Below are 22,648 nucleotides of genomic sequence, written 5' to 3'. Positions count from 1 at the left end.
TCCTTTTAATTAATACAGCGACCAGTGTTGTTGCTGGATCATGCTAATAAACTTACGTAGGTCAGCTTCTAGCGGGCGATCTTCAACCACAGGTTCGAAATCACTCAGTACTGCGGTTGTCATTGCTTTGAGCGCAGGGCTGAAGTGATTATCGTCTAACTCATTGTGTTTTTTGCGCAGTTCTAGTGCTTGAGTGGCTGCTAACAATGACGCAGCGGCGACTTGTTCGGTCAGTTGAAGTACGCGTAGACAGTCGCGCGAGGCAATTGTTCCCATGCTGACTTTGTCTTGGTTGTGACACTCGGTTGAACGAGAGAACACGCTCGCAGGCATGGTGTGTTTCAAGGCTTCGGCTGTCCAGGCTGAAATACCAATTTGTACTGCTTTAAAGCCGTGGTTAATCGGTTTACGTTCGCCCTCAGCACCCGTTAGGTTAAACGGTAAGCCATTGTTAAATTTGTAATCCATCAGCTGTGCCATTTGGCGGTCAAGTAGATCGGCAAGGTTAGCAACGGCTGTTTTAAGGGTATCCATCGCCATTGCAATGTGACCACCGTAGAAGTGTCCACCGTGCAGAACGCGCTCATTGTCACCATCAATGATTGGGTTATCGTTGGCACTGTTCAGTTCGTTTTCGATCATCTGGCGTAACCAAGGCAGGCTGTCTTGCAGTACGCCAATAACGTGCGGAGCACAACGCAGTGAGTAACGATCTTGTAGACGGTCACTGTTACGTGGTGGACGCTCTGATTGGAGATCTGAACGTAACCATGAGGCGATTTGCTGCTGGCCCGGGTGAGGTTTCACCGCAAATAAGGCTTCATCAAAGTGGAAGTCATTACCGTGCATACCAACTGATACCATCGCGGTAATACGCGTCGACAGCTGTGCTAGGTATTCCGCACGCTTGTAAGCAATACAGGCTAGCGCTGTCATTACTGAGGTGCCGTTCATCAATGCTAAACCTTCTTTAGGTTTTAGCTTGATCGGGTCGATACCTAATTCTTTGAACACTTCGGCAGTTGGGCGAATTTCACCTTTGTATAACACTTCACGTTCGCCGATAAGTGCAGCGGCAAGGTAAGACAGTGGCGTCAAATCACCGCTGGCGCCAACAGAGCCTTCTTGTGGAATACGTGGTGCGATGTCTTTGTTAATCAAGGTCACAATTTGATTAAGCAGATCATGGCTAACACCTGATACGCCTTGTGAAAGAGAACATAGACGGGTCGCTAGGACGGCACGCGCTTGTTGCGGGTCTAAATCTTCACCTAAGCCACAGCCGTGAAAGCGCGTTAAGTGTAACGGTAACTCATCGACTAAATCGGTTGGGATAGCAACGGTACAGGAATCACCGTAACCCGTGGTTACACCGTAGATCACGCCTTCTTCTTTGAGTAAGCGTTCAAGAAAAGCGACACCACGGTCAATTTTGTCATTAAAAGCGGCAGAGTTATTAAGTTCTGCATTCGCGCCATTAGAGATTGCAACGACGTCTTCAATCGTTAAACGCTCAGCGCCAAAAGTAATTGTCTTATTCATATAATTTAGTCTTTTTTATCACTTAACTGCCAGAAGTTGAAAAAGTTGTACCACTGAAGCGGTGCTTTCATCGTGTAGTGCTCCAATCGTTCCGCATAGCGGTCAACTGCAGCTTGTAATGCTTCGGTACGGTGTTTTCGCGGCAGCGTCAGCTGTTTAGAAAATGGTTCAAAGTACACGTCGAAATGGGGTGTTGCTTGCTGTTCGTCTCGTAAGCCAAACAGAAGATAAACAGGTGCTTTTAACACGCTTGCCAGCATGAATGGCCCTTGCGGAAATGGCGCTGGTTTTCCTAAGAAATTAGACCAGATAGAGCGTTGTTCTTTGGTGGTCGAGGTACGATCGCCAACAATCACTACCCATTCACCTTGTTCGATTTTTTGTTGTAATAAAATCGCGGTATCTGGCCCTAAAGCACTCACTTGAATCAAGTTCAGATCTGAATCTGGGTTTACGGCTTTCATTACAGAGTTAAAGCGCTCGGCGTGCTCGGTAAATACAAGTGCATTAATTTTAATGCTTTTATAGTCACGACTGAGCGCACGGCATAACTCAAGGTTACCCAAATGCGATCCTAAAATGACAATACCTTGTTTACTTTCAGTCAGCTCATCGAGGTGTTCACTGCCGTGCAGGGTAATATTTTGGGTGCTTAAATCGCCGCGCCACCCTGCCAGTTTATCTAGCATGGTATGGCCAAACGATAACAGGTGTTGGTAGCTATTAAAGGGGGTTGGTAGAGAAATCCCTTTTTCAGCAGCATATTGGTTAACTTGCGCTAAAAAGTCTTCAGACTCTTTACGTGCACGAGCTCCCGTTAAGTAGTAGTAACCAATGACTAACTTGAGCAAGGCGGCAAAGACACGGCGGCCAAATAGCGAATACACCGACATCAGCAACTTAATGCCAACCACAGTGCCACGTTCTTTTTGCTTCGACCAATGGATATTTGCGGCTGAATTTTGATCTTGTTGTGATGATTGCTGCTGTTGGCGACGTTTTAGAAGTCGTGGAATACGTGGCAACATACCGAAAAATAATCGAGTATGCATTGCACTGATTTTTATGTTGTCCCACAGAACATCGAAGTGAGATACGCCGTCTTCAGGGTAAATAACCTTGGTATCGATAAAGCGAATATCGCAGCCATCCCAATACATACGAACTAAGATTTCGGTATCAAAATCCATACGCTGACCAATTGTATTGCGTGACAATACTTTGATGGTCGGCCCGATAGGGTACGCGCGAAAGCCACACATGCTGTCTTTAATCGCCATCGATAGGGTTTCAATCCAAACCCATACATGGGTGACATAACGACCATATAAGCGTGATTTCGGCACCGATTCATCGTAAACCGGGCAACCTGAAATAACCGACGTTGGATATGAGTCGGCTTCATCAATGAGCTTAGGTAAGGCATCCAGATCGTGCTGACCATCAGCATCTATTTGAATCGCGTGGCTAAAGCTTTGGCGAAATGCTTCTTCAAAACCAGCAATAACGGCCCCGCCTTTCCCTTTATTTGTCGCAAGCGTTACCACGGTAACGTGAGCACGAAGGGCTTGCTCGGCTAAAATAGCTTTCGTTTCGAGGTTACTGCCATCATCAACAATAATGACGGGGTAATCATACTCAGCCAAGGCATCAATAACCGCAGGAACGGTTGTACCGTGGTTGTAGCAAGGGATCAAAAAGCAAGGGTGGAACGTTGTCATACTTTAATTACCTAGCTTAATACGACCTGATGAGTGCGTACCTGCATCAGAGAGGTAGCTGAAGTATAACTTTTGCTTATCTTCAACCCATTCAAGTTTTAGGGTAACAACCATGTCAGGTGTGATCGGTTCTTGAAACTTGATAACTTCCATTCCACCGAATTTCGGTGCAGCATTTAATAGTTGCTGACCGTAGTAGGTTGCCCAATCGATTTGACTTACACCCGGAAGAAGAGGGAATTGCGCAAAGTGGCCGGTAAAGTCGAGAATATCCGCATCAACACGCAGCGTTAGTGTCGCATGATGATCGGTGATTTGTTGATCGAGTATGGTTGGCTTTCTTTTGGTCATTGATATTTATTCTGCTTTATTAAGTGGTTGCTTATTGAGTGTAGCGGGTAGAAGCAACCACTTGTTGAAATAAGCACACGGCTACCGATTAGTCTGAAAATAGCGTGACAAGCGCTTGGAACTGGCGTTTACCTTGGCTATTTAATGGAATTTCTTCCACTGCACGAAAGCGACGAGGAACGCCTACGGGCTCTAACCATTGGCGTAGTTGCTGACGGATCGCTAACCACAATTTACCTTTACCGAGGTTTTCAAGTGCTTGTTTACCTTCTGGCGTTAACGTAATGACTGCCCCCAGCACTAGACGGTGGCCTTCATCGAGTGGTAACACTGCGGCTTCTTCCACCCAATCGAGTTGGTTCAGGCGCAATTCGACATCGACTAAAGAAATACGTTTTTCTTCGATTTTTACGATGCGATCAGCACGACCTTTTAGCTGAAATTGGTTATCTGCAAGTAGCTCACATTGATCGCTGGTTTGGTACCAAGCTGTTGCATCAATAAACGGCGATTGTAAGCGTAAGCATTGCTCGGCATTTAGCATGACTTGATGGCAAGGGAATAGCTGCCATGGTGTCGTTGCTTCATGCTGTTGGCGATAACCAATCCCTCCTGTTTCGGTACTGCCAAAGACCTCGACAGGTAAATGACCAAATAGCGCTTGGCTTTGTTGCGCTGCAGGGTAGGGTAAGGGGCCGCCAGATGAAAATATTTGGCGGTAAGGACGTGTTGTAGCCATATCTGCAAGACGCTTTAACAGCGCTGGGCTACTGATCAAGCTGGTATCGGAACAGGCCTGTGCCATGACTTGTTCAGGGTAAATGAGATCCTGACGAGCAAAAGTACGACCGCTGCAAAGTGGCCACAAGACGCGAAACAGTAATCCATAAATATGCTGGTGGGAGACAGTACTGGTGATTCTTGAACCTTGTAACTGCTCGCCCCAAATAGATTCAAGTACATCGATTTCTGTCGCAATGCCAGCTAACGATTTTTCGATGGCTTTTGGTGTACCGCTCGAACCTGAAGTAAACAGCGTGAGTTTAACAACATCAAGCTCTAATGCTGCCAGTTCAGAGAGCGTGAATTCGGCATTGCCATTACTGCTCAATGGCAGTGTCAGCGACGGCGTATTGGCAATAGCGGCAACGTCGTCATCGTGCAGTAAGATTTCAAATTGTTCAGCAAGTTCTGCTAAAGCTGCGGGCTGGTGGTTGCCCGGTAAAATAATATGTTTGTTGCTGTGTGCCAACGCCATGAAGGCAACAGCGAAGTAGTAACTGTCTGCAAAGCATAATGCCCAGCGCATTTGGGGCTGAGTATTGAGGTAAGCCGTTAACTCACACACATCATGTTGAAATTGCTGCCACTGGATATCATCTTGAAAAGCGACCAGCGAATCGGCTGGACGCTTTGCGAGCATGACATTTGCCAGTGAGGTATAGGAAATGGTCTGTGTCATGGCTGTCTCTTTACCCGTTTTTCTTGTCGTCTTGCTGCTGGTTGTTTTGTGGCTCGACCTCTTCTCGTACAAAGAAGCGAACAATGAACTCAGCGATAAATAAAGTACCAGCTGCTAAATAGCTAATCAGGCCATTATAAAGTGTCCATACCGCTAATGGCTGGAAACAGGTATATAGCGCAATTGAGCCATTGACGACAAAAAATGCACACCAAACCTTGGTGACCTTACGCGTGTATCGCACACCACTGGCGGGCAAATTGGGTTCTTGCAGGCGGGCTAAACGCTCAACTAAGGTTTCTTTTTGCCACAGGCTCATGCCGAATAAGCCAAGCATGAGTGTATTGACCACAACGGGGTAAAAAGTAAACCAGCCCTCTTGCTGAAAGACAGTACCCAGTAGCGTGAGTACAATACCTGTTGCGCCGCTTAGCCAAGCAACGTATTTAAGTTCTCGTAATCGAGTTTGGTTTCCAGCGATAATGCGTAGCAAAAATAAAAACGCTAGCAGCCCAGCTACAACCCCAAGTCCCCATTGGCTTAGGCCATAGTAAACTGCTAGCGGATAAGCCAATAAAGCAATCGCTGACAGAATAGTCAGCGCGCGCATTAGCTTTCCTTCAATAGTTCAATTACAGCATCAACCACATCATTCACGCTGCGTACTGATTTAAACTCTTCAGGTTTGATTTTTTTGCCTGTTAGATTTTGTAGGTGCACTACAAGATCCACAGCATCGATGCTGTCTAGGTCAAGCTCTTGATAAAGTTGCGCTTCTGGTGTGATGTCAGCAGCATCAATTTCAAATAATTCAACCAGCGCATCACGCACTTGCTCGAATACTTCGTTACGGTTTACGTCTGTCATAATGGATTACGCTTTGTTTGCTGCAATGTAGTTAGCTAGGTTTGCTACTGAGGCAAAGTGTTCACGAGTTTTCGTGTCATCGGCATCGATAACGATGTTGTATTTTTTCTTGATCGCAAGACCAAGTTCAAGTGCATCGATAGAATCTAAACCAAGGCCATCACCAAACAGTGGCGCATCGGTTTCAATGTCGTCGACAGCGATATCTTCTAAGTTTAGCGCTTCAATGATTAAAGCTTTTAATTCTGTCTGTAATTGTTCCATTAGAGCCTACTTGTTATGTCTATAGTCTTAATTAAGCCGAAGGCGGAAAGAGTACTTCCGCAAGGTGGCTATTCAAATGACGAGCAGCTGTTGTTACCGAATCTGCATCGTCAATAAAACGAGCGGTATGTATTTTATCTTTTACTTCAACGCGAAAAAAAGGTTTATTTTTTGGTACGTTATACCACTTACTTTCTTTGGTCAGAAAGGATGGCGATACCGTAATGTGAATTAATCTTATATCACTTCGAGTGCGTATCGCAATCTGCGCTGCCCCGCGTTGAAGTTTAGATTCTTGCTTAGGGGTTGTGCGCGTGCCTTCCGGAAATATCAGTAAAACATTGCCATCATTGAGGCGCTCTGAGCAGTCACTAATCAAGTTATCTGGATCGCGATTAGGAATATAGCCTGCTGCTTTCACTATGCCTTTTATAAAAGGGTTCTTCCAGAGGGCTGCTTTTACTAAGCAGTCACATTGTGGCATTCGAGACGCAATGAGAACGTAATCAATCAAACTTGGGTGATTAGCAATAACCAAGCAGTTACGATCTTGGCGTAGGATCTCTTCACCAATAAATTCATAATCAATAGCACCCGTAAATTTCATGGTGCGGCAGAAAAAAGCAAACGTACGCTGAATAATGGCTTGAACGCGCATTTCGCGTTGCTGTTGATTACGCGCTGACAAGGTCATTATTGGAAAGACAATGAAGGTTAACGCCAGAGCGCCTACGCCAAAAAGCGAGAAGCAAAAGCCCGTCGCAAAAATACGCCAATAGCGATTAAGGTTCACCTTCATGGATTTCATCTAGTTTGACTCTCTGCCAGTAACTCGCCAAATCCACTGGTTGCGCTGTGATTCAACTGACCACTGGGTACTGTTTCGATGGAAGTGTGAGACAAAATCGAGTGCATGCGGCAGCGGGTATTGCACTTGTGCATCACTACGTGCAGTCCAACTTAATTGATAGTTATCCCCTTGCGTTAATAGCATGGCGACAGCGTATCCCTCAAAATTTTCGTTAGTAAACTGGTGGTAAACATCAGGCACGGGTTGGTCAAAATCGACCACTAAAACTTGGTGTGAAGGGTTTTGTGCTAAATAGCTACTGGCCTCGATAAGGGCAGAAGGAAAAGTGTTTTCACCTGCGCTTAATGAAGAAACAGGAATCGCCTGCTTAGTCAATATGGTGTATAAGCCAGCCGCCGTATTATGAACGGATTGGGAAAAAGCAGTAGGTGAGGCGTCTTCGCCTGCAAGAATGTCTTGTAAAAGTTGAACAGTGCGAGTCAGCTCACCATGACGACTGGAAAAAATAATATAATCAATTTCTTGTTCTAAGCTGATGGCGATAGCAGATTGCACTGCTATTTTGCTGAGTGTACTCATGCGTCGACGTGCCATTGGCGGGATCAGATCGTGCGCGACAGCCGCCGATGGTGTAAGCCATTTATGATCGTTTTCCGCCCAACACAGCCAATCCGCATCAGAAGCTAAGCCAGCAGATAACGGCATCAGCTTTTTTATGTTGAAAGATATATTATTCATTTTCAATAGCTTACTTCTTCTTAGAAACGGAGTTTATTAAGATGAATGATAAAATCACTAGCGATTTTTCACTCAGGATATATGATTGCTAGCTAATAAATCAATGTTCTATTACAACTAAGTCGATTAAGGAACTCTCATGAAATTCATTAAAGGGCTTATTATTGCCGCTGTGTTAACCAGTGTTGTTGGCTGTAGTCGTACACATCCAGTTCTTAATGTTGAAAACGCACCTGTATCATATAATGTTAAAGTTGATCAGGTACGAAGCGCAATATTGCAATCAGGCGCTGATCGTGGTTGGATCATGCAAGAAACTAAGCCAGGTACGATTCGTGGTGAAATTACCAAGCGTACACACAAAGCAGTAATTGACGTTGAGTATAATGCAAAAACATATTCAATTCATTATGTTAGCTCTGAAAATTTACAGTACGAAAATGGTGAGATCCACCGTAACTATAATCGTTGGGTAAATAACTTAGATGTCGATATTAAGAAAAAGCTAGCAACGCTTGCGCTATAATTTAATTATACAGGTCGTCATTTTATATAATAGGCCAGTGCATTGTGCATATTGGCCTATTGCTACAAATAAAAAAGAGTATAGATAACAACCTATACTCTTTAATATTCTTAGAACGAATATAGCGACAAATTTAATAACGTTTTCTCATCTATATAAATAATTAGGTTTTTTGTGACTCAATATCAACAAGACCCGTTTACTGCTTTAGAAGCAAAAACGGAAGCTCAGAAATTGGCTTTTGCGCCTATCGTTTTTCACACCGCACGCACTCTTCGTGATCTTGGTATTTTAGAAGCACTCGATTCAGCAGGCAGCGAAGGCCTAAATGCCGATCAAATTGCAGCTAAAACGGGAGTGTCTGAATACGGTGTGAAGGTATTGCTCGATATGGCGCTGAGCGCATATATTGTGACATGGCAAAAACCTAACTATGTGTTAGCTAAACTAGGCTACTTCCTACAGCACGATGGAATGACTCGTGCGAATATGGATTTCACTGCGGATGTTTGTTACGCGGCAATGATGCACTTAACTGAAGCGATCACAGAAGGCACGCCAGCGGGTTTGAAAGAACTTGGTGATTGGCCGACGATTTATGAAGGTTTGTCACAGCTTCCTGAAAAAGCGAAAGAAAGCTGGTTCAACTTTGATCACTTCTATTCAGATCGTTCATTCCCTATTTTATTAGAGCGCGTGTTTGCAGCGAAGCCAAAGCGTGTGTTTGATATTGGTGGTAACACAGGCAAGTGGGCACTACAGTGCTGTAACCATGACGCCGATGTTGAAGTAACAATTATTGATTTGCCACAGCAGATCGAGATGGCGATGAAAAACGCTAAAGAGCAAGGTTTTGCTGAGCGTGTTAATGGTTTCCCTGCCAACATGCTTGATAAAAGCCAAACCCTACCAAGCGGTGCTGATGTTTGGTGGATGAGCCAGTTCCTTGACTGTTTCTCTCCGATGGAAATTTTAAGCATTCTTCGCCGCGTACGCGAAGCGATGGATGAAGATGCGACTGTGTATATTCTTGAACTATTTTGGGATGCACAGCGTTATGATGCCGCTTCATTTAGCTTGAATGCGACGTCGCTTTACTTCACCTGTTTAGCGAATGGTAATAGCCGTTTCTACCGCAGTGAAGACTTCCTTGAACTGGTTGAAGAAGCGGGCTTTGAAGTGGCAACCCGTACTGATGATATTGGTCTAGGTCATACGCTACTCGAATTGAAAGCGAAATAGCGTCCAGCCAATACATTCGCTAATCAACGGCGAATGCAGTGTCATTGCTATTGCTTCGTTTACAGTGATGGCACTGTTTGATTGTTCGCTAAGACCGTACTTGGTTCTTCACCATTCGGTGATAGATCTGGTGCGGTTTGTTGTAACCAGCCCACTAAGCGCTGCTGATATTCAGGGTGCTGAGTGGTTAATGCACGAGCATGCTTACACCCTGCTAAACGCCAAAATTCTTTTTCCCCTTGTAGCTGATCATAAATTCCCTCACCAAACTCGATAGGAACGACACTATCTTGCTCACAATGCAGTACCAATGATGGCGCGACAGGTAGGCTTTCAGCCACTTGGTTTGCGGCATAATCATCACGCATGATCAGGTGTACAACCCACGAGAATAACTCGCCAAATGCACCTTGCTCCACCACATGTTCTGCCGTGTCGATGTAGCTAGTAAAGGATGAATCTATGATCACGCCATCAATGGCAATGGGGTGATCGGCCCATGCACGAAGGAAAATATTTCCCCCTGTTGAGGTTGCTACTGTGTAGACAGGTTGGATGGTCGACGCTTTCACTTGCTCAATGTATTTGAGCACAGTTATGGCATCTAAGTAAGCGGCTTCGTCGCTAACAACCCCTGAAGAATGACCAAAACCTGAGTAATCAAACACCATTACATCGTAGCCATGCAGAGTGAGCCAATCGACTTTCTCTTGGGTTTCTTCCATGTGGCCGCTGTTACCGTGGAAATGAATCACAGCCCCTTGTGGCACTGGGTGTTCGGTTGGCAACCATAGGTATGCGATGTCGTTACCTGATTGCGATGTCAGCCAGCGAACTTCTGGGTTCAATGTGGCGCTTTTAGAGGGTGAGAAGAAGGTGCTGTTGGCGCAGCCTTGTAAATATAGTATTGCTAGAAAAAGCACAATCGATCTCAGCATAGTTACCTCTCACATTGCCTTTTGCTAGCAGCCTCGCTTTTACTAGCTTGAGTAAGTAATACGCACTTTGATGCGTTTTGGATCTGAGAGTTTAGAAAATAAGGCTTCCAAGCCAAGGGACTGAGAGTTAATAGACTGAGTATAAAAGGAATAAATCTTTATTTTTTTTGTATGAAAAGTCGGTGTTTCAAGATATTAACTGTAATGATGAGAGGTTAAAGGCAGAACTGTGCTTGTAAGTCGAGGGGATGAGTGTTAGTTATGTACGCTGTTCATAATAAATGAAATCATTGTCATTCACAAAACAGATGAGTATCAAGGAAAGGTCTTATGCCAACAACCTCGATTAAGTACCTCTGCGCATTCGTTGCAGCATGCTCAGCGTCTATGACTTACGCTAATACCGCCCCGCTTTGGCTGAAAAATACCGCTTTATCGCCCGACGGTAGTCATATCGCTTTTACTTATCAAAGTCGGATTTATATCGCCCCGAGTCAAGGTGGTGATGCGCGTGCGCTGACGAGCGGTGAGTTTTATCCGCATGCATTGACCTGGTCATCGGATAACGCCACTTTGGCCTTTGCGGCTAATCCCTTTGGTAACGATGATGTTTTTACTTTGTCGTTAGACAGTTTGGCAATGAAGCGCCTGACTTATCACTCAGGCAGTGATGTACCTACGGCATTCACCCCGAATGGACAACAGATATTGTTTTCCACCACGCGTGCCACGGCTGCAGATCAAGATTTTTATAGCCAAGCCAGTCCGTGGTCATTTGGTACACCAGGTAACCAGCTGTATGCTGTTAGCCTTACTAACAGCGCCATGCAAAGTGTATTTGCTATTCCTGCTCGCCACGCGATGTGGAATCCTCAGCAAGATAAATTGTTGTATAACACGCCTCATAAAGATCAGCGTTACCGTAAGCACCAATCTTCGTTTGCTGTTCCGACTATTTGGCTCTTTGATGCAAAAACGAAGCAACACCGTCAATTAACGCCAGACCGTGTCGCGGCACAATCGCCAATCTGGGATCACACCCGTGCAGGCTTTTACTACCTGAGTGAGCAAAGTGGTGATTTTAATGTTTGGTATTACGATTTAGCGACTAAAAATACATCGCAGCTTACTCGGTTTAGCAAGCACCCTGTGCGAGACTTAACCGTTGCCGACAATGGGGATATTGCCTTTTCTTACCGTGGTGAGTTATATCGCTTGGCAAAAGGGAGCGATAAACCTCAGAAAATTGCGCTAAACATTGCTCAATTTTCACCAAGTAAAGATCGTTATTTTACTGCCAGTCATGCCTCGGCATTTATGCCTGCAACCCCAGATGCTGATACCGATTCTAACGAAATGCTACTGGCGAGTTACGGTGATATTTTTGCTTTAGATACAGAGAAAGACAAAGTGCAGCGTTTGACTACTTCAGCGGCTGCCGAGCAACAAATGGTCTATACCCCCGATGGATATGGTGTGCTTTATGCGGCATTAAGAAATGGCAATTGGGGTTTATATGTTACCCGATCATTAGGCGATGAAGAGTCGTTATCGGTAGCACCTGTAGTGGATGAAGCGCCTTTCTTACAAGTAGACGGAGTAGACATTACGCAGCCTCAATATTCCCCTGATGCGACTAAGCTCGCGTTTGTTGTTGGTGGCCGCTCGCTCCATGTTATTGAGCTTGAAGATTACGATCCCAATAAAGCGCTACCTGCTAAATTAATTAGCACCTTGAAAGGCACTCAAAAACTGGCATTGGGGAATGAGCTTATTTCACCAGAAAATGTGAGTGAACGAGGAAGCCTACAATTTACCTGGTCGCCAGATTCGAGCCAGCTTGCAGTGCACGTTAACCCATCACCATACAATAACGACATTTTGGTGGTTGATGCTGAAGGTAAAAAGCCTGCAGTGAATGTGTCACAAAATGGCTTTTATAACACTTTGCCGAAGTGGAGCGATGATAGTCGTATTCTTAGTTGGTTATCGACCGAGGGCGGGCTGAAAAGTACTGATGGTGAAGATGCAAACTATGTCATCAAAGGGGTGTTTACCAATGGGCAGGCTAAGGCAGACTACCAAAACGAAGTAGAATTAGAAGAGGATGAAATACCGTCTTATCCTTTCTCGGCGCGTAACCTTGAATACCGCCAAGCCTTTGAGTTTCCATTCTCGGGTAATATCCTCGATTTTGCCTTGGCTGGCGATCAGCTGTATGTGGTGGATGCTAAGCAGACCCCAGACGGCGATGAGTTGACTCGTAGCTTTGTGTACGATATTCGTAAGCAGCAAACCGAGCCATTGTTCAATGATTTACCGCTCGCAATGGCAAGTGTGATACGTCCGCAACAAGGGGTAATGTATTTACAGTTAGACACCGATGTGGTGAAAGTTGATTTGGACACCGCAGAACAAACCTATATTCCGATTAATTTGCCGATTGATTATCGCCATGAACCGCGCAAAGTGGCGGCTTATCAGCAAATGTTGAAGCAAACCGAGCAGCTTTATTATCGTCAGGATATGGGCAAGGTCGATTGGCAATACTACAGTCAGTTCTACCAGCAGTTTTTACCGCATATTAATAATGATAAAGATTTTGGGGTGTTGATCAGTGAGCTGTATGGCGAACTGAATGCTTCTCATACCGGTGGATACGGTGAGCCTCGCGATGCCTATACCGAAGATGCTACCGCAGCGCTTGGTTTAGTGTTTACCAGCCAACAAGCCGTTAGCTCGGCGAAAACACCGAGAGAAGGGTTGGTGATTGATAGCATTTTGCCGGGCGGCCCTGCCGATCTTGGTGACGTAACGCTGCGGGCGGGGGATAAGCTGGTGGCGGTCAATGGTCAGCCTGTCGCGACCTTGCCTGAGTTGGCAAAAGCGCTCAACCACAAAGCTGATCAACAAGTAGAATTGACCCTAACCAAAAGTAATAAGCTGATAAATAATAAAGAGTGGCATGTTAGGATCACTCCAACAGACAGTGAAAGCCTATCAGCATTGACTGCCAAGCGCTGGGAGATAGAACGCCGTAATTATGTGACCAAGCAAACTCAAGGCAAAGTCGCCTACGTTTACTTACCAGACATGAGCAATGCATCGTTCCAACACTTACGCTCTGAAGCACTAGGGCGTTTCCGCTCTGCTGAAGCCTTGATCCTTGATGTACGCTTTAATGGCGGCGGTTTTTTAGCCGATACACTGATTGAGTTTCTCACTGCGCGTAAAGTTGCCGATGTGGTGCCGCACGCAGGGCGAGCCGCTTCAGATGCGAGTCGTCGTAATTGGTTGAAACCCTCGTTAGTGATTGCGAACTCGGCATCATATTCTGAAGCTTCTGCGTTTAGTCAGTATTTCCAAGATCTGAAGGTCGGTCCTATCATAGGTGAACCTGTACCTGGTACGGGGACTGCAGTCACTGGGTTTCAATCTGACGTATATGACGGAATCCGCTATCGTTTCCCGTATCTGCCCCTTAAAAATATGAAAGGGCAATATTACGAGAACTTAGAGCTTCAGCCTGATGTTTTGATGCTTAATACCCCAGAGCAAGTGTCAAAAGGTAAAGATGCACAGCTAGATGCAGCGATCAGCGAAGCGATGAAACGGCTAGCACCTTAGTACGCGACGAGTACTTTAGTTAACAGATCACAGCCTCATGATGAATGAGGCTGTTTTTATATATCCTGTGTTTTTGGTGGAAAAGCCTGTTGGCTGACTATCCCATGATCACATGCGGAATATAGCGTGACATATCTTGGGTGACCAGCGAGCTGTCCTCGCGAATGGAGATGCCAGCAGCTTCATCATTGACCAGCCAACTGCCGATTAACGTGTAGTTATCACCAAATTTAGGCAGTGGATGAAAAGCCTGGTAAATGACCCCTTCCTCGCCGTACGGGCCGTCGACCCGTAAAGTTTGTTGCCCATTTTGTACCACGGTAATATTGGCACCTTCACGCGCAAATAGCGGCTTTACGACATAGTCTTTTAGCGTCGATAATTCACGATCATCGGCGAAAAAGGCTGGAAGTAAATTGGGGTGCCCCTTAAATTCTTTCCATAATAAAGGCAGTAAGGCTTTGTTACTCAGCACAGATTTCCACATCGGCTCTAGCCAGTTCACTTTAGCTTGATCTAAATATTGTGCGTAGTCTTCACGGAACATGTCTTCCCACGGATAGAGCTTGAACATCCAGCGGATAGGGGTGTCTTTGAGATCGGTAAATTCGTTGTTTCCATTGATACCAATGTCTTCAACGTGAACGAACGCCGTCGATAAACCCGCTTCTTTGGCGCAATCTTCGATGTATTGCACTGTGCCGCGATCTTCAACTGTGTCTTTACAGCACGAAAAGTGAATGGTTTGCCCAGGCTGCATACTGGATAGCTCTTTGAATCGTTTGATCAACAGTTCTTGTAGCAAATTGCATTGATCAGCATCGCGACGCAGTTGGCCATTATCGACCAAATCTTCAAGCCACAACCATTGCCAAAAACCCGTTTCATAGAGTGAGGTTGGGGTATCGGCATTATTCTCATATAACTTCGCAAAGCCTTTACCATCGTAGGCAAAATCGAGTCGAGAATAGAGTGAGGGCTCTTGACGTTTCCACGAATCCAGCACGTTTTGCCACATGTTTTCTGGAATTTGAAAGCGCTGTAACCAGTATTCGTCTTTAACCACTTTATCGACCATGGCTAAACACATTTGGTGGATCTCTTCGGTGGGTGCTTCGAGATCTTGTTCGATCTGTTTTAAAGTAAATTGGTAGTAAGCCGTTTCGTCCCAATAAGGATCGTCGTACATAGAATGAAAACCGAAGCCATATTCTTTCGCTAATGCACGCCAGTGCGGTCTTTCCTGCGCATTGATCCGAAGCATGGGTGTCCTACCTTAGTTTTTATTATCGTGCTGATACGCAAGCGAATATGCCACTTACCTCGTGATGATAGCAAGCGATCTTGCTGTGATTTTTAGCCTATTTCGCACATTCACTCAATCATCCTCCTAAATGTCATTGCGCTTTACCTGGTTATACGAACTGTATATGATTTATATATAGCAAGTGTATTTAATATTAAGGGGTTACGATGGGAATCGTTAAAATTTCAGAAGAGCTGCATGAAGAAATTCGTAAAGCCAGTGGCGCAATGTCGCGCTCTATCAATTCTCAAGCTGAGTTTTGGATCAAAATGGGCATGATGGCTGAGCTCAATCCCACGCTGTCTTACAACGAATTAGTGCGTAAATTATTGCAGAGCGAGTCTTTAACTTTACAAGGACTGATCAATGATTAATGTTGTAATTAAAACACCTGAGCAAATAGCGCTGATGCGTGAATCAGGTCGCATGCTAGCCGATGTATTCACTATGCTTGATAGCTTTGTTGTTGCGGGCGTAACCACGATGGAAATCAATGATCGTGTTGATGACTACATAGTAAATACACTAAATGCCCGCCCCGCCAGTAAAGGGCAGTATGACTACCCTTATGTCCTGAATGCGTCGATTAATGACGTGATTTGCCATGGCATGCCGCAAGCGCACCGAGCATTGAAAAATGGCGACATTATCAATCTCGATATTACGTTAGAGAAAAATGGCTACATTGCTGATTCCAGTAAAATGTACATGATTGGCGAAGTGTCACCGCAAGCGCGTGAGTTGGTAAAACAAACGTATAATGCGCTTTGGAAAGGGATTGAGCAGGTAAAGCCGGGCGCGCGTTTAGGTGATATCGCACATGCGGTACAGCAACATGCGGAAAAGCATGGCTATAGTGTTGTGCGCGAGTATTGTGGCCATGGTATTGGTCAGGAAATGCATGAAGATCCACAGGTATTGCATGTGGGTCGCGCAGGTACGGGGATGGTGCTCAAAGAAGGCATGACTTTCACGATTGAACCTATGATCAACCAAGGCACCTATCGGACCAAAACAAAAAAAGATGGCTGGACGGTTGTCACCCGTGATAAGAAATTGTCGGCACAGTGGGAGCACACTGTTGCGGTCACCCGTGATGGCGTTGAAGTATTAACCCTGCGCCCGAACGAACGCGAGTAATGGGCTCTACTGGTCGTCATGTTATTTTGATTGCAAGGTTTGAACAACACTGGCCAAACGATCGCGAATAGCAAGTTCAATATCCGATAGCACTTTGTTCTTTGGCCAAATAATATCGTATTGAGCGCTATGTTGTGTGGCAGAAAAACTAGGCTTGAAGGTGACGATCCCCTCAGGTAACGGTGCCGATTGATCAACCGCCAGAAATGCCCAGCCAATATTCGCTTGTAAGGCAGCCAGTAAGGCATCGTAGCCTTCGCAATACCAGCGCTGCGATGACATTGCCACCGTTTGAATCAGTTGGCTGTCTAACATTGAGCTAGCAACAAGTTGCGTTGCTGTTGCTAAATCATCATTGCTAATTTGTCGCTTATGACGAAATGGGTGCTGTTTGCCACAAGCAAATATGTAGCTAATATGCCCAACGGCGGTGAATTCATAAAAGCTGGAATTGCTTTCTAAACTTGGCGTCAGTGCCAAGTCGATTTGGTTGCTTTTAACTAGCTCGAAAATTTGAGTACTCGCTTTACGCACTAATTTTAATTGCATTATCGGATACTGTTTATGGATGTGCTGTAGCCATGCCATGAAAGGTGCTAAGGGTAAATCTTCATCAAACGCAATCGTCAACGAGACGGGTGAGCCTGCCGAAATTAATGCCGCACTATTTTCAAACCGTTCAGCACTATCAAGTGCAAGCTTGGCGCTGTCATACAAAGCCAACCCCGCCTCCGTTACCTGCGGGTATTTTCCTTTTCTATCGAACAACACCACATTTAATTCATCTTCAAGTTTAGCAATGTTGCTGCTGATGGTGCTTTGCTGGCGGCCAAGCTGGCGTGCTGCGGCGCTGAATGAACCGGTGTCAGCAGCTGCGATAAAACTTTTGAGCAATTCTGAATTGATCATATTGATAATAGATTCGAGAAGTTAGGTATCAAGTATAGATGGTATCGATGGAAACCAGTTCAAACTATTTCTAATTTGCTGTGATTATGTCGTCAAGCCAAGGCAAACCGCCTTAATGCATTTTGCTTTAATGTCATAAAGAAGAGTATTAATGATGAAATTATCAAAAGTTGCTGCACTTGTTGTTCTTGCTAGTATTTTCTCGACGGGTACCGCTATGGCTTCCGACACGCCAGAGTCTAAGTTTTATGAAGGTTACAGTATTTCTGAAATTCCGATGGATGCATTCCAGCAATGGCCTTACTACACCTATGCCAGCATGCACATTAAAGACTTTGTGCGTTACGGTGTGTTTGAACTACCTGCTAGCACAACGCCTGCGCCTATCAAGTACGACATTCAAGACAATATTATTACGCCAGCGCTGCGTGCTGATTTGATCAGCAATAATGTGAAAGGTTTTATGGTCATGAAAGACAGCGCTGTACTCGCAGAACACTACGATAATGGCTTTAAGCGCGGCATGCTCAATAACCTACAATCAGCCTCTAAAACTTATGTCGGCGTATTACTAGGTAAAGCTGTCGATGCGGGACTCATTGATTTAAATGCGCAAGCGAAAACCTATTTACCTGAACTTGAAGGTTCGATTGTGGGTGATGCGTTAATTGGCAACATTGCTCGCATGGATAGTGGTATCGAAGCGCTTGGTAACTATCATACGCCGGGTTCAAATGGTTACGAGTGGGAAAAAGAAATCGGCCTGCAAAACGCTGGTGAACCTATTGGTCATTTGAATGCCATTAAAAATGCCAAGGCGAGTAAATATAAGCCTGGTACTCATTGGGATTACTCGGACCAAAACACTGATGCGCTTGCGCTTATCTTAGCGAAAGTAAATGGTAAACCATTCGAACAGCTGCTCAGTGAACTTCACCAAGCGATCGGTGGTCATGACCCTATCGAGATTGCTAAAACATCTGATGGCACTACATCGCCATCGTATGGGATTAATACCAGCCTGCTCGATTTTACGTTATTTGGTCAATACATCGCCCAAGGCAAAGTCGGCAAAGCATTTTATGCTGAGTTAGACGATACAAGTGATGATGTACTATTCAAAACCCCAGGGGCTGGTGAGTTTCTTTCTGCTGGTGGAGATGTATCGTATGACATGCAATCGTATTACATCAAAGATAAGAAGATCATCTATTCGCACGGCTCTTTTGGTCAATCGACCTTTAGTGATTTAGAGACAGGTATAACGGTTGCGTTCTTGCAAGACTGGTCAACGAATACAGACCCAGACAAGCTCGTAGTGATGCTTGAACGAGCGACCGAAGTAATTGAAAAGTTACGTAAATAATCAACTTTAGCTAGCGCTGAACACGCTCGGTTGTTGCAGCTAACACCACTCGTTTAACGACGAGTGGTGTTTTTGGTAGCGGAAAGCCATGGGCACCGTTTTTATTTGATCGCATGTTATGACGGTTTAAGTATAAAATAGCCGCATCAGTTAAAAAGGTTATTAAACAATGCAACAAGATCATTTTGTCGAGCTAGTAAAAGAACTAAGCCAAAAAGAAAACTTACCACAAGTATTAGAAGCGCTAAAAGCGGTTGAAGATCAAGAAGTCGCAGAAGCTGCCGTTTCTCTTACGGGCCAATTTAGTCTTGCTGAAATTGAAGGCGAGAAGCGTATTTACCACGTATTCACGGAAGCGAACGACGACGGTGAAGAGCAAGAATACGCAGAGTGGGTGATGAACGAAGACGATGACGTGATGGTTTTCATTGCTTGGTTCTTCTACGCAATGTTCGAAATGAAGCAAAAAGACACTTACCAAGCGGCAGGTCGTACTTACCAGCAGCCAAAGCGTCGTTAATTGTATGATTACCAATCTCACCTTGATTGGTATATTGCCTCCTAGTGACGGCTTAATAATGTCAGAGTTGACGCTTATTAAGCGAATGCTTTACTAGGAGGTTATTTCCTCTGTTAGCCTTTCTCATTTTCTGACTAACTCTTCTGATTTTCTCGCTTTTTTTGATCTCGATGTACTTTCTTGTTATCGAATAATGCAGCATTCATTTTTCCCTATTACTATGATATTTCTCAGCATAGTGCGATGACATGAGTTATCAGCCAGCTAGGAGTGGGCTAGGCTAGGTCAACGGAGATCTGGTTTAATCTGAGTGATTATAGGAGAAATGGATGTCGAGCTATAAACAGCGCCAGCAATTGCAGCTTTTTTATCGTGAATCTGAGCGCGTACGCCTGCTAGATATTGATCAACTGCCAGCGATGAATAATCACGAAATGGCTGATTTTCATTTGTGGTTAGAGAATAAGCGTGATTTTTCAATTGCTGATACTGAGTGTCGTTACTGGATAAAAACCTGTTCGGCAGGTCATGTGACAGAATTACAGTTTTTTCCTGACGGGACCTTGGATGAGTTTACGCTGTTTCGTCGTGAGCATGCGAAAGGTATTTGGCATCTGGAAGATGGCGTGATCCATGTTGAGCTTAATACCGCCCATAATAACTACCGCTACAGTATTTATGCTAACCGTTTAGCAAACATTCATTCAGCGGTTGAGTACAAAAATGGTGCTTTACATGCGTATTTAAAATTGGCACAAGTACGTGGTTAATCAGAAAAAATAACGCGTTTTAGCATAGATGATAATAACGAAGGGGAGCCCCTATGTTTGCAAAAAAAGTGGATGACGAACTAGAACTGGTACTGGTTCATCCTGCTCTAGCAATGAAATATGCCACTGTAGTAGAAGCTAATCGTGAATATTTATCACAATGGATGGCATGGGCACCCTATGTGAAAACTGAAGATGATTTTAAAGCCTTTGTGAAAAATTCTTTACTGGATTACGCCAACGGCAAAAGCATGGTGTGCGCGATTGAGTATCAAGGGATCTTAGTCGGCAATATCGCGTTTAATACCATCAAACCAGAATTGAAAATGGTTGAAATTGGCTATTGGCTTGATGCCCGTTATCAAGGTCGCGGCATCATGACCCGTTGTTGTCAGGCAATGATCGATATTGCGTTTAACCACTTCAAATTGGAAAAAGTGCAGATTTCAGCGGCGAAAGATAATTATGCGAGTCGCGGTGTGTGTGAGCGCTTAGGGATGACGCTTGAAGGCGTGATCACCAATAAAGAAGTCGTCAGCGGTCGTATTCTGGATCATGCCGTGTATGGCCTGCATAAACCTCAATAAGCCAGACAGCACTATGACGATCTTTGTATAGTGCTTCGGCATTAATTCAACATGCTGGCTTTCACTTAGTAACGCGCTACATTAAGTTGCATCTGAAGTCTAACTTATCAGAATCTACCCCTTGAGCTAACGGAGCTATTTATATTAGCATTACAGCAACACAGGTGATGGCGTTAACCGCCAGAGGGATAAAAAATGACAAAAGCAAAAATCGGTATTGTAACGGTAAGTGATCGTGCAAGTGCGGGCGTGTATGAAGACATTTCAGGCCAAGCGATTATCGATACACTAAACGACTACCTCACGTCAGAGTGGGAACCGGTTTATCAAGTGATCCCTGATGAGCAAGATGTGATTGAAGCAACATTGATCAAAATGGCAGACGAAGACAACTGTAGTCTTATCGTCACAACGGGTGGTACAGGCCCTGCGAAACGCGACGTAACACCTGAAGCAACAGAAGCTGTGTGTGATCGCATGATGCCAGGCTTTGGTGAGCTAATGCGCGCAGAGTCACTTAAGTTTGTACCAACGGCAATTTTATCGCGCCAAACTGCAGGTCTACGTGGTGATAGTCTAATCGTAAACTTGCCAGGTAAACCTAAATCAATCCGTGAGTGTCTGGATGCGGTTTTCCCTGCAATCCCATACTGTATTGATTTGATGGAAGGTCCATTCCTTGAATGTGACGAAGCGGTAATTAAGCCATTCCGTCCAAAACAAAAGTAATAAAAGACTTACCTTTCTGCTCATAAACATAAAATGAGCCGTAAATTGAGTAAATAAGCGCTTCTCGTTATTCGAGGGGCGCTTTTTTGTTTAATACAGCGTGCAATTTTATCAAGACAAATCAAAATATGATCTTGCTCTAAACTATTAAAAAACAAGGTTTTTTAAACTTGGCTTTTCGACGGAACAGTGAAGCGGTTCATTGAGAATTTAGTCACTTTTACGTTATAACAATCGAGGACATTATCAATATTGCCGAACGTCATTAATTCGGTACTGCATTCAAGGATTTACTCAATGGACATCAAAAAAAGCTGGGGATTCATTTCATTACTTATCGGTATGGCTTCGCTATTGTGGGGCGGTGTTTCACTCGGTGACATGATGGGTCAACATCAAGTTGTCAGTGACATAGGTGGTTTTTTTACTGCTGGTGGCCATGAGTTTTTTGATGTAAATAGTGCCGCACAAATTGCCGCACAAGCAAAACAAAAAAATATGATTATCTTTATCACTGGGGTTGGACTTTCAGTGATAGGTGCTCTTCTTATGCGTGGCCAATGGCGTAATTTATAGTTGCTACGAGTAAGTCCCCGACGTTTATCCTAATCTTTCATGATAGTCATATGCTGTGCGTTTGCTATACATGTGGGCTGCAGCAATTCGTGATGCTTAACACTTGGATAAGTTGTTGGTGGGTCAATGAATTCGTCATGGCTGATGCTGAATAATATGATCAATATTAAAGGGGGGATTTGGTCGAGGAGAGGCAACTTTTCAATTTTATGAATACCGTCAATTTTGTGCTACGAGGTGATTTTGTATGATTTTTGACACATTGAACAAATGATGAGTTTTGTTCAAAATTTAGCGTGGTTCTATGTGGAGCTAAATATACATAAACTTAAATATTAAAATTAACATTCGATGTAAATTTAACCTATATTAAAACTGCGGTTATATTTATAAAATCAGATAAAGATAATTTTATTTTTATCGTCAAAATTCCAACGTTAAACGACATTATTTTGTCTTTAAATGTCGGCGGTAACACATTACTCAATGCGCCATTATGACTTGTTGGGAATTATTTAAAGCGTGATTTCTCTATGGATTGTGCAAGGCTTTTACTGATCACCACCCTATAATCAAGGTTAAGATGTTGAAGTATAAGGGTTTATTTTATTGCTCTTAAATAGTGGATCGCTGTGATCGCCTTATTTGTGACTTTA

23 protein-coding genes are annotated in these 22,648 nt (G+C 44.3%); 11 read left to right on the top strand and 12 right to left on the bottom strand.

The window, feature by feature from the left end; genetic code table 11:
• Positions 1 to 9: 9 nt before the first annotated feature.
• From L4C35_RS15970 to L4C35_RS15930, 9 genes are all read right to left on the bottom strand, one after another.
• Entirely contained in the window at positions 10 to 1,542 is a 1,533-nt protein-coding gene (locus tag L4C35_RS15970; protein ID WP_428463828.1) for an HAL/PAL/TAL family ammonia-lyase, read from the bottom strand.
• A 5-nt stretch (positions 1,543 to 1,547) separates the two neighbouring features.
• Positions 1,548 to 3,263: a glycosyltransferase family 2 protein gene (locus tag L4C35_RS15965; RefSeq protein WP_428463827.1), complete on the bottom strand. Its 1,716-nt coding sequence runs from the start codon at positions 3,261 to 3,263 to the stop codon at positions 1,548 to 1,550.
• Positions 3,264 to 3,266: 3 nt separating this feature from the next.
• Positions 3,267 to 3,614: an ApeI family dehydratase gene (locus L4C35_RS15960; RefSeq protein ID WP_428463826.1), complete on the bottom strand. Its 348-nt coding sequence runs from the start codon at positions 3,612 to 3,614 to the stop codon at positions 3,267 to 3,269.
• A gap of 88 nt (positions 3,615 to 3,702) precedes the next feature.
• Positions 3,703 to 5,076, bottom strand: coding sequence for an AMP-binding protein (locus L4C35_RS15955; RefSeq protein WP_428463825.1), 1,374 nt, complete (start codon positions 5,074 to 5,076; stop codon positions 3,703 to 3,705).
• Between the two features lie 10 nt (positions 5,077 to 5,086).
• Entirely contained in the window at positions 5,087 to 5,686 is a 600-nt protein-coding gene (locus L4C35_RS15950; RefSeq protein ID WP_428463824.1) for a COG4648 family protein, read from the bottom strand.
• Entirely contained in the window at positions 5,686 to 5,943 is a 258-nt protein-coding gene (locus tag L4C35_RS15945; RefSeq protein WP_048899615.1) for an acyl carrier protein, read from the bottom strand. Before L4C35_RS15945 ends, L4C35_RS15950 begins: the two co-directional genes overlap by 1 nt.
• Positions 5,944 to 5,949: 6 nt before the next feature.
• Positions 5,950 to 6,207 carry a phosphopantetheine-binding protein gene (locus L4C35_RS15940; RefSeq protein WP_428463823.1) on the bottom strand — a complete coding sequence of 86 codons (258 nt, stop codon included), beginning with the start codon at positions 6,205 to 6,207 and terminating at the stop codon, positions 5,950 to 5,952.
• A 31-nt stretch (positions 6,208 to 6,238) separates the two neighbouring features.
• Entirely contained in the window at positions 6,239 to 7,015 is a 777-nt protein-coding gene (locus tag L4C35_RS15935) for a lysophospholipid acyltransferase family protein (RefSeq protein WP_428463822.1), read from the bottom strand.
• Entirely contained in the window at positions 7,016 to 7,756 is a 741-nt protein-coding gene (locus L4C35_RS15930) for a beta-ketoacyl synthase chain length factor (RefSeq protein ID WP_428463821.1), read from the bottom strand.
• A gap of 139 nt (positions 7,757 to 7,895) precedes the next feature.
• On the opposite strand from L4C35_RS15930, the gene L4C35_RS15925 reads away from it, so the two are divergent.
• Both L4C35_RS15925 and L4C35_RS15920 read left to right on the top strand, forming a co-directional pair.
• Positions 7,896 to 8,282: a hypothetical protein gene (locus tag L4C35_RS15925; protein ID WP_428463820.1), complete on the top strand. Its 387-nt coding sequence runs from the start codon at positions 7,896 to 7,898 to the stop codon at positions 8,280 to 8,282.
• A gap of 174 nt (positions 8,283 to 8,456) precedes the next feature.
• Complete coding sequence (locus L4C35_RS15920; protein WP_428463819.1) at positions 8,457 to 9,524, top strand: methyltransferase; 1,068 nt, start codon at positions 8,457 to 8,459, stop codon at positions 9,522 to 9,524.
• A 59-nt stretch (positions 9,525 to 9,583) separates the two neighbouring features.
• On the opposite strand, the gene L4C35_RS15915 is transcribed toward L4C35_RS15920, so the two are convergent.
• Positions 9,584 to 10,462, bottom strand: a complete 879-nt coding sequence (locus L4C35_RS15915; protein ID WP_428463818.1) for an alpha/beta hydrolase — start codon at positions 10,460 to 10,462, stop codon at positions 9,584 to 9,586.
• 330 nt (positions 10,463 to 10,792) lie between these two features.
• Here L4C35_RS15915 and L4C35_RS15910 point away from each other — a divergent pair, with 330 nt between their 5' ends.
• Complete coding sequence (locus L4C35_RS15910) at positions 10,793 to 14,089, top strand: S41 family peptidase (RefSeq protein ID WP_428463817.1); 3,297 nt, start codon at positions 10,793 to 10,795, stop codon at positions 14,087 to 14,089.
• A gap of 97 nt (positions 14,090 to 14,186) precedes the next feature.
• On the opposite strand, the gene L4C35_RS15905 is transcribed toward L4C35_RS15910, so the two are convergent.
• Positions 14,187 to 15,353, bottom strand: a complete 1,167-nt coding sequence (locus L4C35_RS15905) for a glutathionylspermidine synthase family protein (RefSeq protein ID WP_428463816.1) — start codon at positions 15,351 to 15,353, stop codon at positions 14,187 to 14,189.
• Positions 15,354 to 15,562: 209 nt separating this feature from the next.
• On the opposite strand from L4C35_RS15905, the gene L4C35_RS15900 reads away from it, so the two are divergent.
• Both L4C35_RS15900 and map read left to right on the top strand, forming a co-directional pair.
• On the top strand, positions 15,563 to 15,769 hold the full coding sequence (locus tag L4C35_RS15900) for a ParD-like family protein (protein WP_428463815.1): 207 nt from the start codon (positions 15,563 to 15,565) through the stop codon (positions 15,767 to 15,769).
• Positions 15,762 to 16,535, top strand: coding sequence for a type I methionyl aminopeptidase (gene map / locus L4C35_RS15895; protein ID WP_428463814.1), 774 nt, complete (start codon positions 15,762 to 15,764; stop codon positions 16,533 to 16,535). The genes L4C35_RS15900 and map overlap by 8 nt, the downstream gene beginning before the upstream one ends.
• 21 nt (positions 16,536 to 16,556) lie before the next feature.
• Here the strand turns inward: map and L4C35_RS15890 are convergent, their stop codons facing one another.
• Positions 16,557 to 17,444, bottom strand: a complete 888-nt coding sequence (locus tag L4C35_RS15890; protein ID WP_428463813.1) for a LysR family transcriptional regulator — start codon at positions 17,442 to 17,444, stop codon at positions 16,557 to 16,559.
• Between the two features lie 151 nt (positions 17,445 to 17,595).
• Between L4C35_RS15890 and L4C35_RS15885 the strand changes: the two genes are divergently transcribed.
• From L4C35_RS15885 to L4C35_RS15860, 6 genes are all read left to right on the top strand, one after another.
• A complete protein-coding gene (locus tag L4C35_RS15885) occupies positions 17,596 to 18,810 on the top strand; it encodes a serine hydrolase domain-containing protein (RefSeq protein WP_428463812.1) in 1,215 nt (404 codons plus the stop codon).
• A gap of 169 nt (positions 18,811 to 18,979) precedes the next feature.
• Entirely contained in the window at positions 18,980 to 19,330 is a 351-nt protein-coding gene (locus L4C35_RS15880) for a hypothetical protein (protein ID WP_428463811.1), read from the top strand.
• A gap of 329 nt (positions 19,331 to 19,659) precedes the next feature.
• Entirely contained in the window at positions 19,660 to 20,100 is a 441-nt protein-coding gene (locus tag L4C35_RS15875) for a hypothetical protein (protein ID WP_428463810.1), read from the top strand.
• A gap of 53 nt (positions 20,101 to 20,153) precedes the next feature.
• A complete protein-coding gene (locus tag L4C35_RS15870) occupies positions 20,154 to 20,687 on the top strand; it encodes a GNAT family N-acetyltransferase (protein ID WP_428463809.1) in 534 nt (177 codons plus the stop codon).
• Between the two features lie 195 nt (positions 20,688 to 20,882).
• Complete coding sequence (mog, locus tag L4C35_RS15865) at positions 20,883 to 21,416, top strand: molybdopterin adenylyltransferase (protein WP_048899633.1); 534 nt, start codon at positions 20,883 to 20,885, stop codon at positions 21,414 to 21,416.
• Between the two features lie 297 nt (positions 21,417 to 21,713).
• Complete coding sequence (locus tag L4C35_RS15860; protein ID WP_428463808.1) at positions 21,714 to 21,992, top strand: hypothetical protein; 279 nt, start codon at positions 21,714 to 21,716, stop codon at positions 21,990 to 21,992.
• Positions 21,993 to 22,648 lie beyond the last annotated feature (656 nt).

The sequence above is a fragment of the Photobacterium kagoshimensis genome, assembly GCF_050337045.1.
Lineage (GTDB): Bacteria > Pseudomonadota > Gammaproteobacteria > Enterobacterales > Vibrionaceae > Photobacterium > Photobacterium kagoshimensis.
Note: the sequence above shows the minus strand (reverse complement) of the source record. Positions and strands in the feature narration are given on the sequence as shown.

Excerpts from the sequence above, each read along its gene's own strand:
- L4C35_RS15860 (WP_428463808.1), top strand. The coding sequence starts at position 21,714 with ATGGACATCAAAAAAAGCTGGGGATTCATTTCATTACTTATCGGTATG.
- L4C35_RS15930 (WP_428463821.1), bottom strand. The coding sequence starts at position 7,756 with ATGAATAATATATCTTTCAACATAAAAAAGCTGATGCCGTTATCTGCT.
- L4C35_RS15945 (WP_048899615.1), bottom strand. The coding sequence starts at position 5,943 with ATGACAGACGTAAACCGTAACGAAGTATTCGAGCAAGTGCGTGATGCG.
- L4C35_RS15955 (WP_428463825.1), bottom strand. The coding sequence starts at position 5,076 with ATGACACAGACCATTTCCTATACCTCACTGGCAAATGTCATGCTCGCA.
- L4C35_RS15910 (WP_428463817.1), top strand. The coding sequence starts at position 10,793 with ATGCCAACAACCTCGATTAAGTACCTCTGCGCATTCGTTGCAGCATGC.
- map (WP_428463814.1), top strand. The coding sequence starts at position 15,762 with ATGATTAATGTTGTAATTAAAACACCTGAGCAAATAGCGCTGATGCGT.
- L4C35_RS15950 (WP_428463824.1), bottom strand. The coding sequence starts at position 5,686 with ATGCGCGCGCTGACTATTCTGTCAGCGATTGCTTTATTGGCTTATCCG.
- L4C35_RS15890 (WP_428463813.1), bottom strand. The coding sequence starts at position 17,444 with ATGATCAATTCAGAATTGCTCAAAAGTTTTATCGCAGCTGCTGACACC.
- L4C35_RS15870 (WP_428463809.1), top strand. The coding sequence starts at position 20,154 with ATGTTTGCAAAAAAAGTGGATGACGAACTAGAACTGGTACTGGTTCAT.
- L4C35_RS15915 (WP_428463818.1), bottom strand. The coding sequence starts at position 10,462 with ATGCTGAGATCGATTGTGCTTTTTCTAGCAATACTATATTTACAAGGC.
- L4C35_RS15925 (WP_428463820.1), top strand. The coding sequence starts at position 7,896 with ATGAAATTCATTAAAGGGCTTATTATTGCCGCTGTGTTAACCAGTGTT.
- L4C35_RS15935 (WP_428463822.1), bottom strand. The coding sequence starts at position 7,015 with ATGAAATCCATGAAGGTGAACCTTAATCGCTATTGGCGTATTTTTGCG.
- L4C35_RS15875 (WP_428463810.1), top strand. The coding sequence starts at position 19,660 with ATGTCGAGCTATAAACAGCGCCAGCAATTGCAGCTTTTTTATCGTGAA.
- L4C35_RS15960 (WP_428463826.1), bottom strand. The coding sequence starts at position 3,614 with ATGACCAAAAGAAAGCCAACCATACTCGATCAACAAATCACCGATCAT.
- L4C35_RS15940 (WP_428463823.1), bottom strand. The coding sequence starts at position 6,207 with ATGGAACAATTACAGACAGAATTAAAAGCTTTAATCATTGAAGCGCTA.
- mog (WP_048899633.1), top strand. The coding sequence starts at position 20,883 with ATGACAAAAGCAAAAATCGGTATTGTAACGGTAAGTGATCGTGCAAGT.
- L4C35_RS15900 (WP_428463815.1), top strand. The coding sequence starts at position 15,563 with ATGGGAATCGTTAAAATTTCAGAAGAGCTGCATGAAGAAATTCGTAAA.
- L4C35_RS15885 (WP_428463812.1), top strand. The coding sequence starts at position 17,596 with ATGATGAAATTATCAAAAGTTGCTGCACTTGTTGTTCTTGCTAGTATT.
- L4C35_RS15970 (WP_428463828.1), bottom strand. The coding sequence starts at position 1,542 with ATGAATAAGACAATTACTTTTGGCGCTGAGCGTTTAACGATTGAAGAC.
- L4C35_RS15965 (WP_428463827.1), bottom strand. The coding sequence starts at position 3,263 with ATGACAACGTTCCACCCTTGCTTTTTGATCCCTTGCTACAACCACGGT.
- L4C35_RS15880 (WP_428463811.1), top strand. The coding sequence starts at position 18,980 with ATGCAACAAGATCATTTTGTCGAGCTAGTAAAAGAACTAAGCCAAAAA.
- L4C35_RS15905 (WP_428463816.1), bottom strand. The coding sequence starts at position 15,353 with ATGCTTCGGATCAATGCGCAGGAAAGACCGCACTGGCGTGCATTAGCG.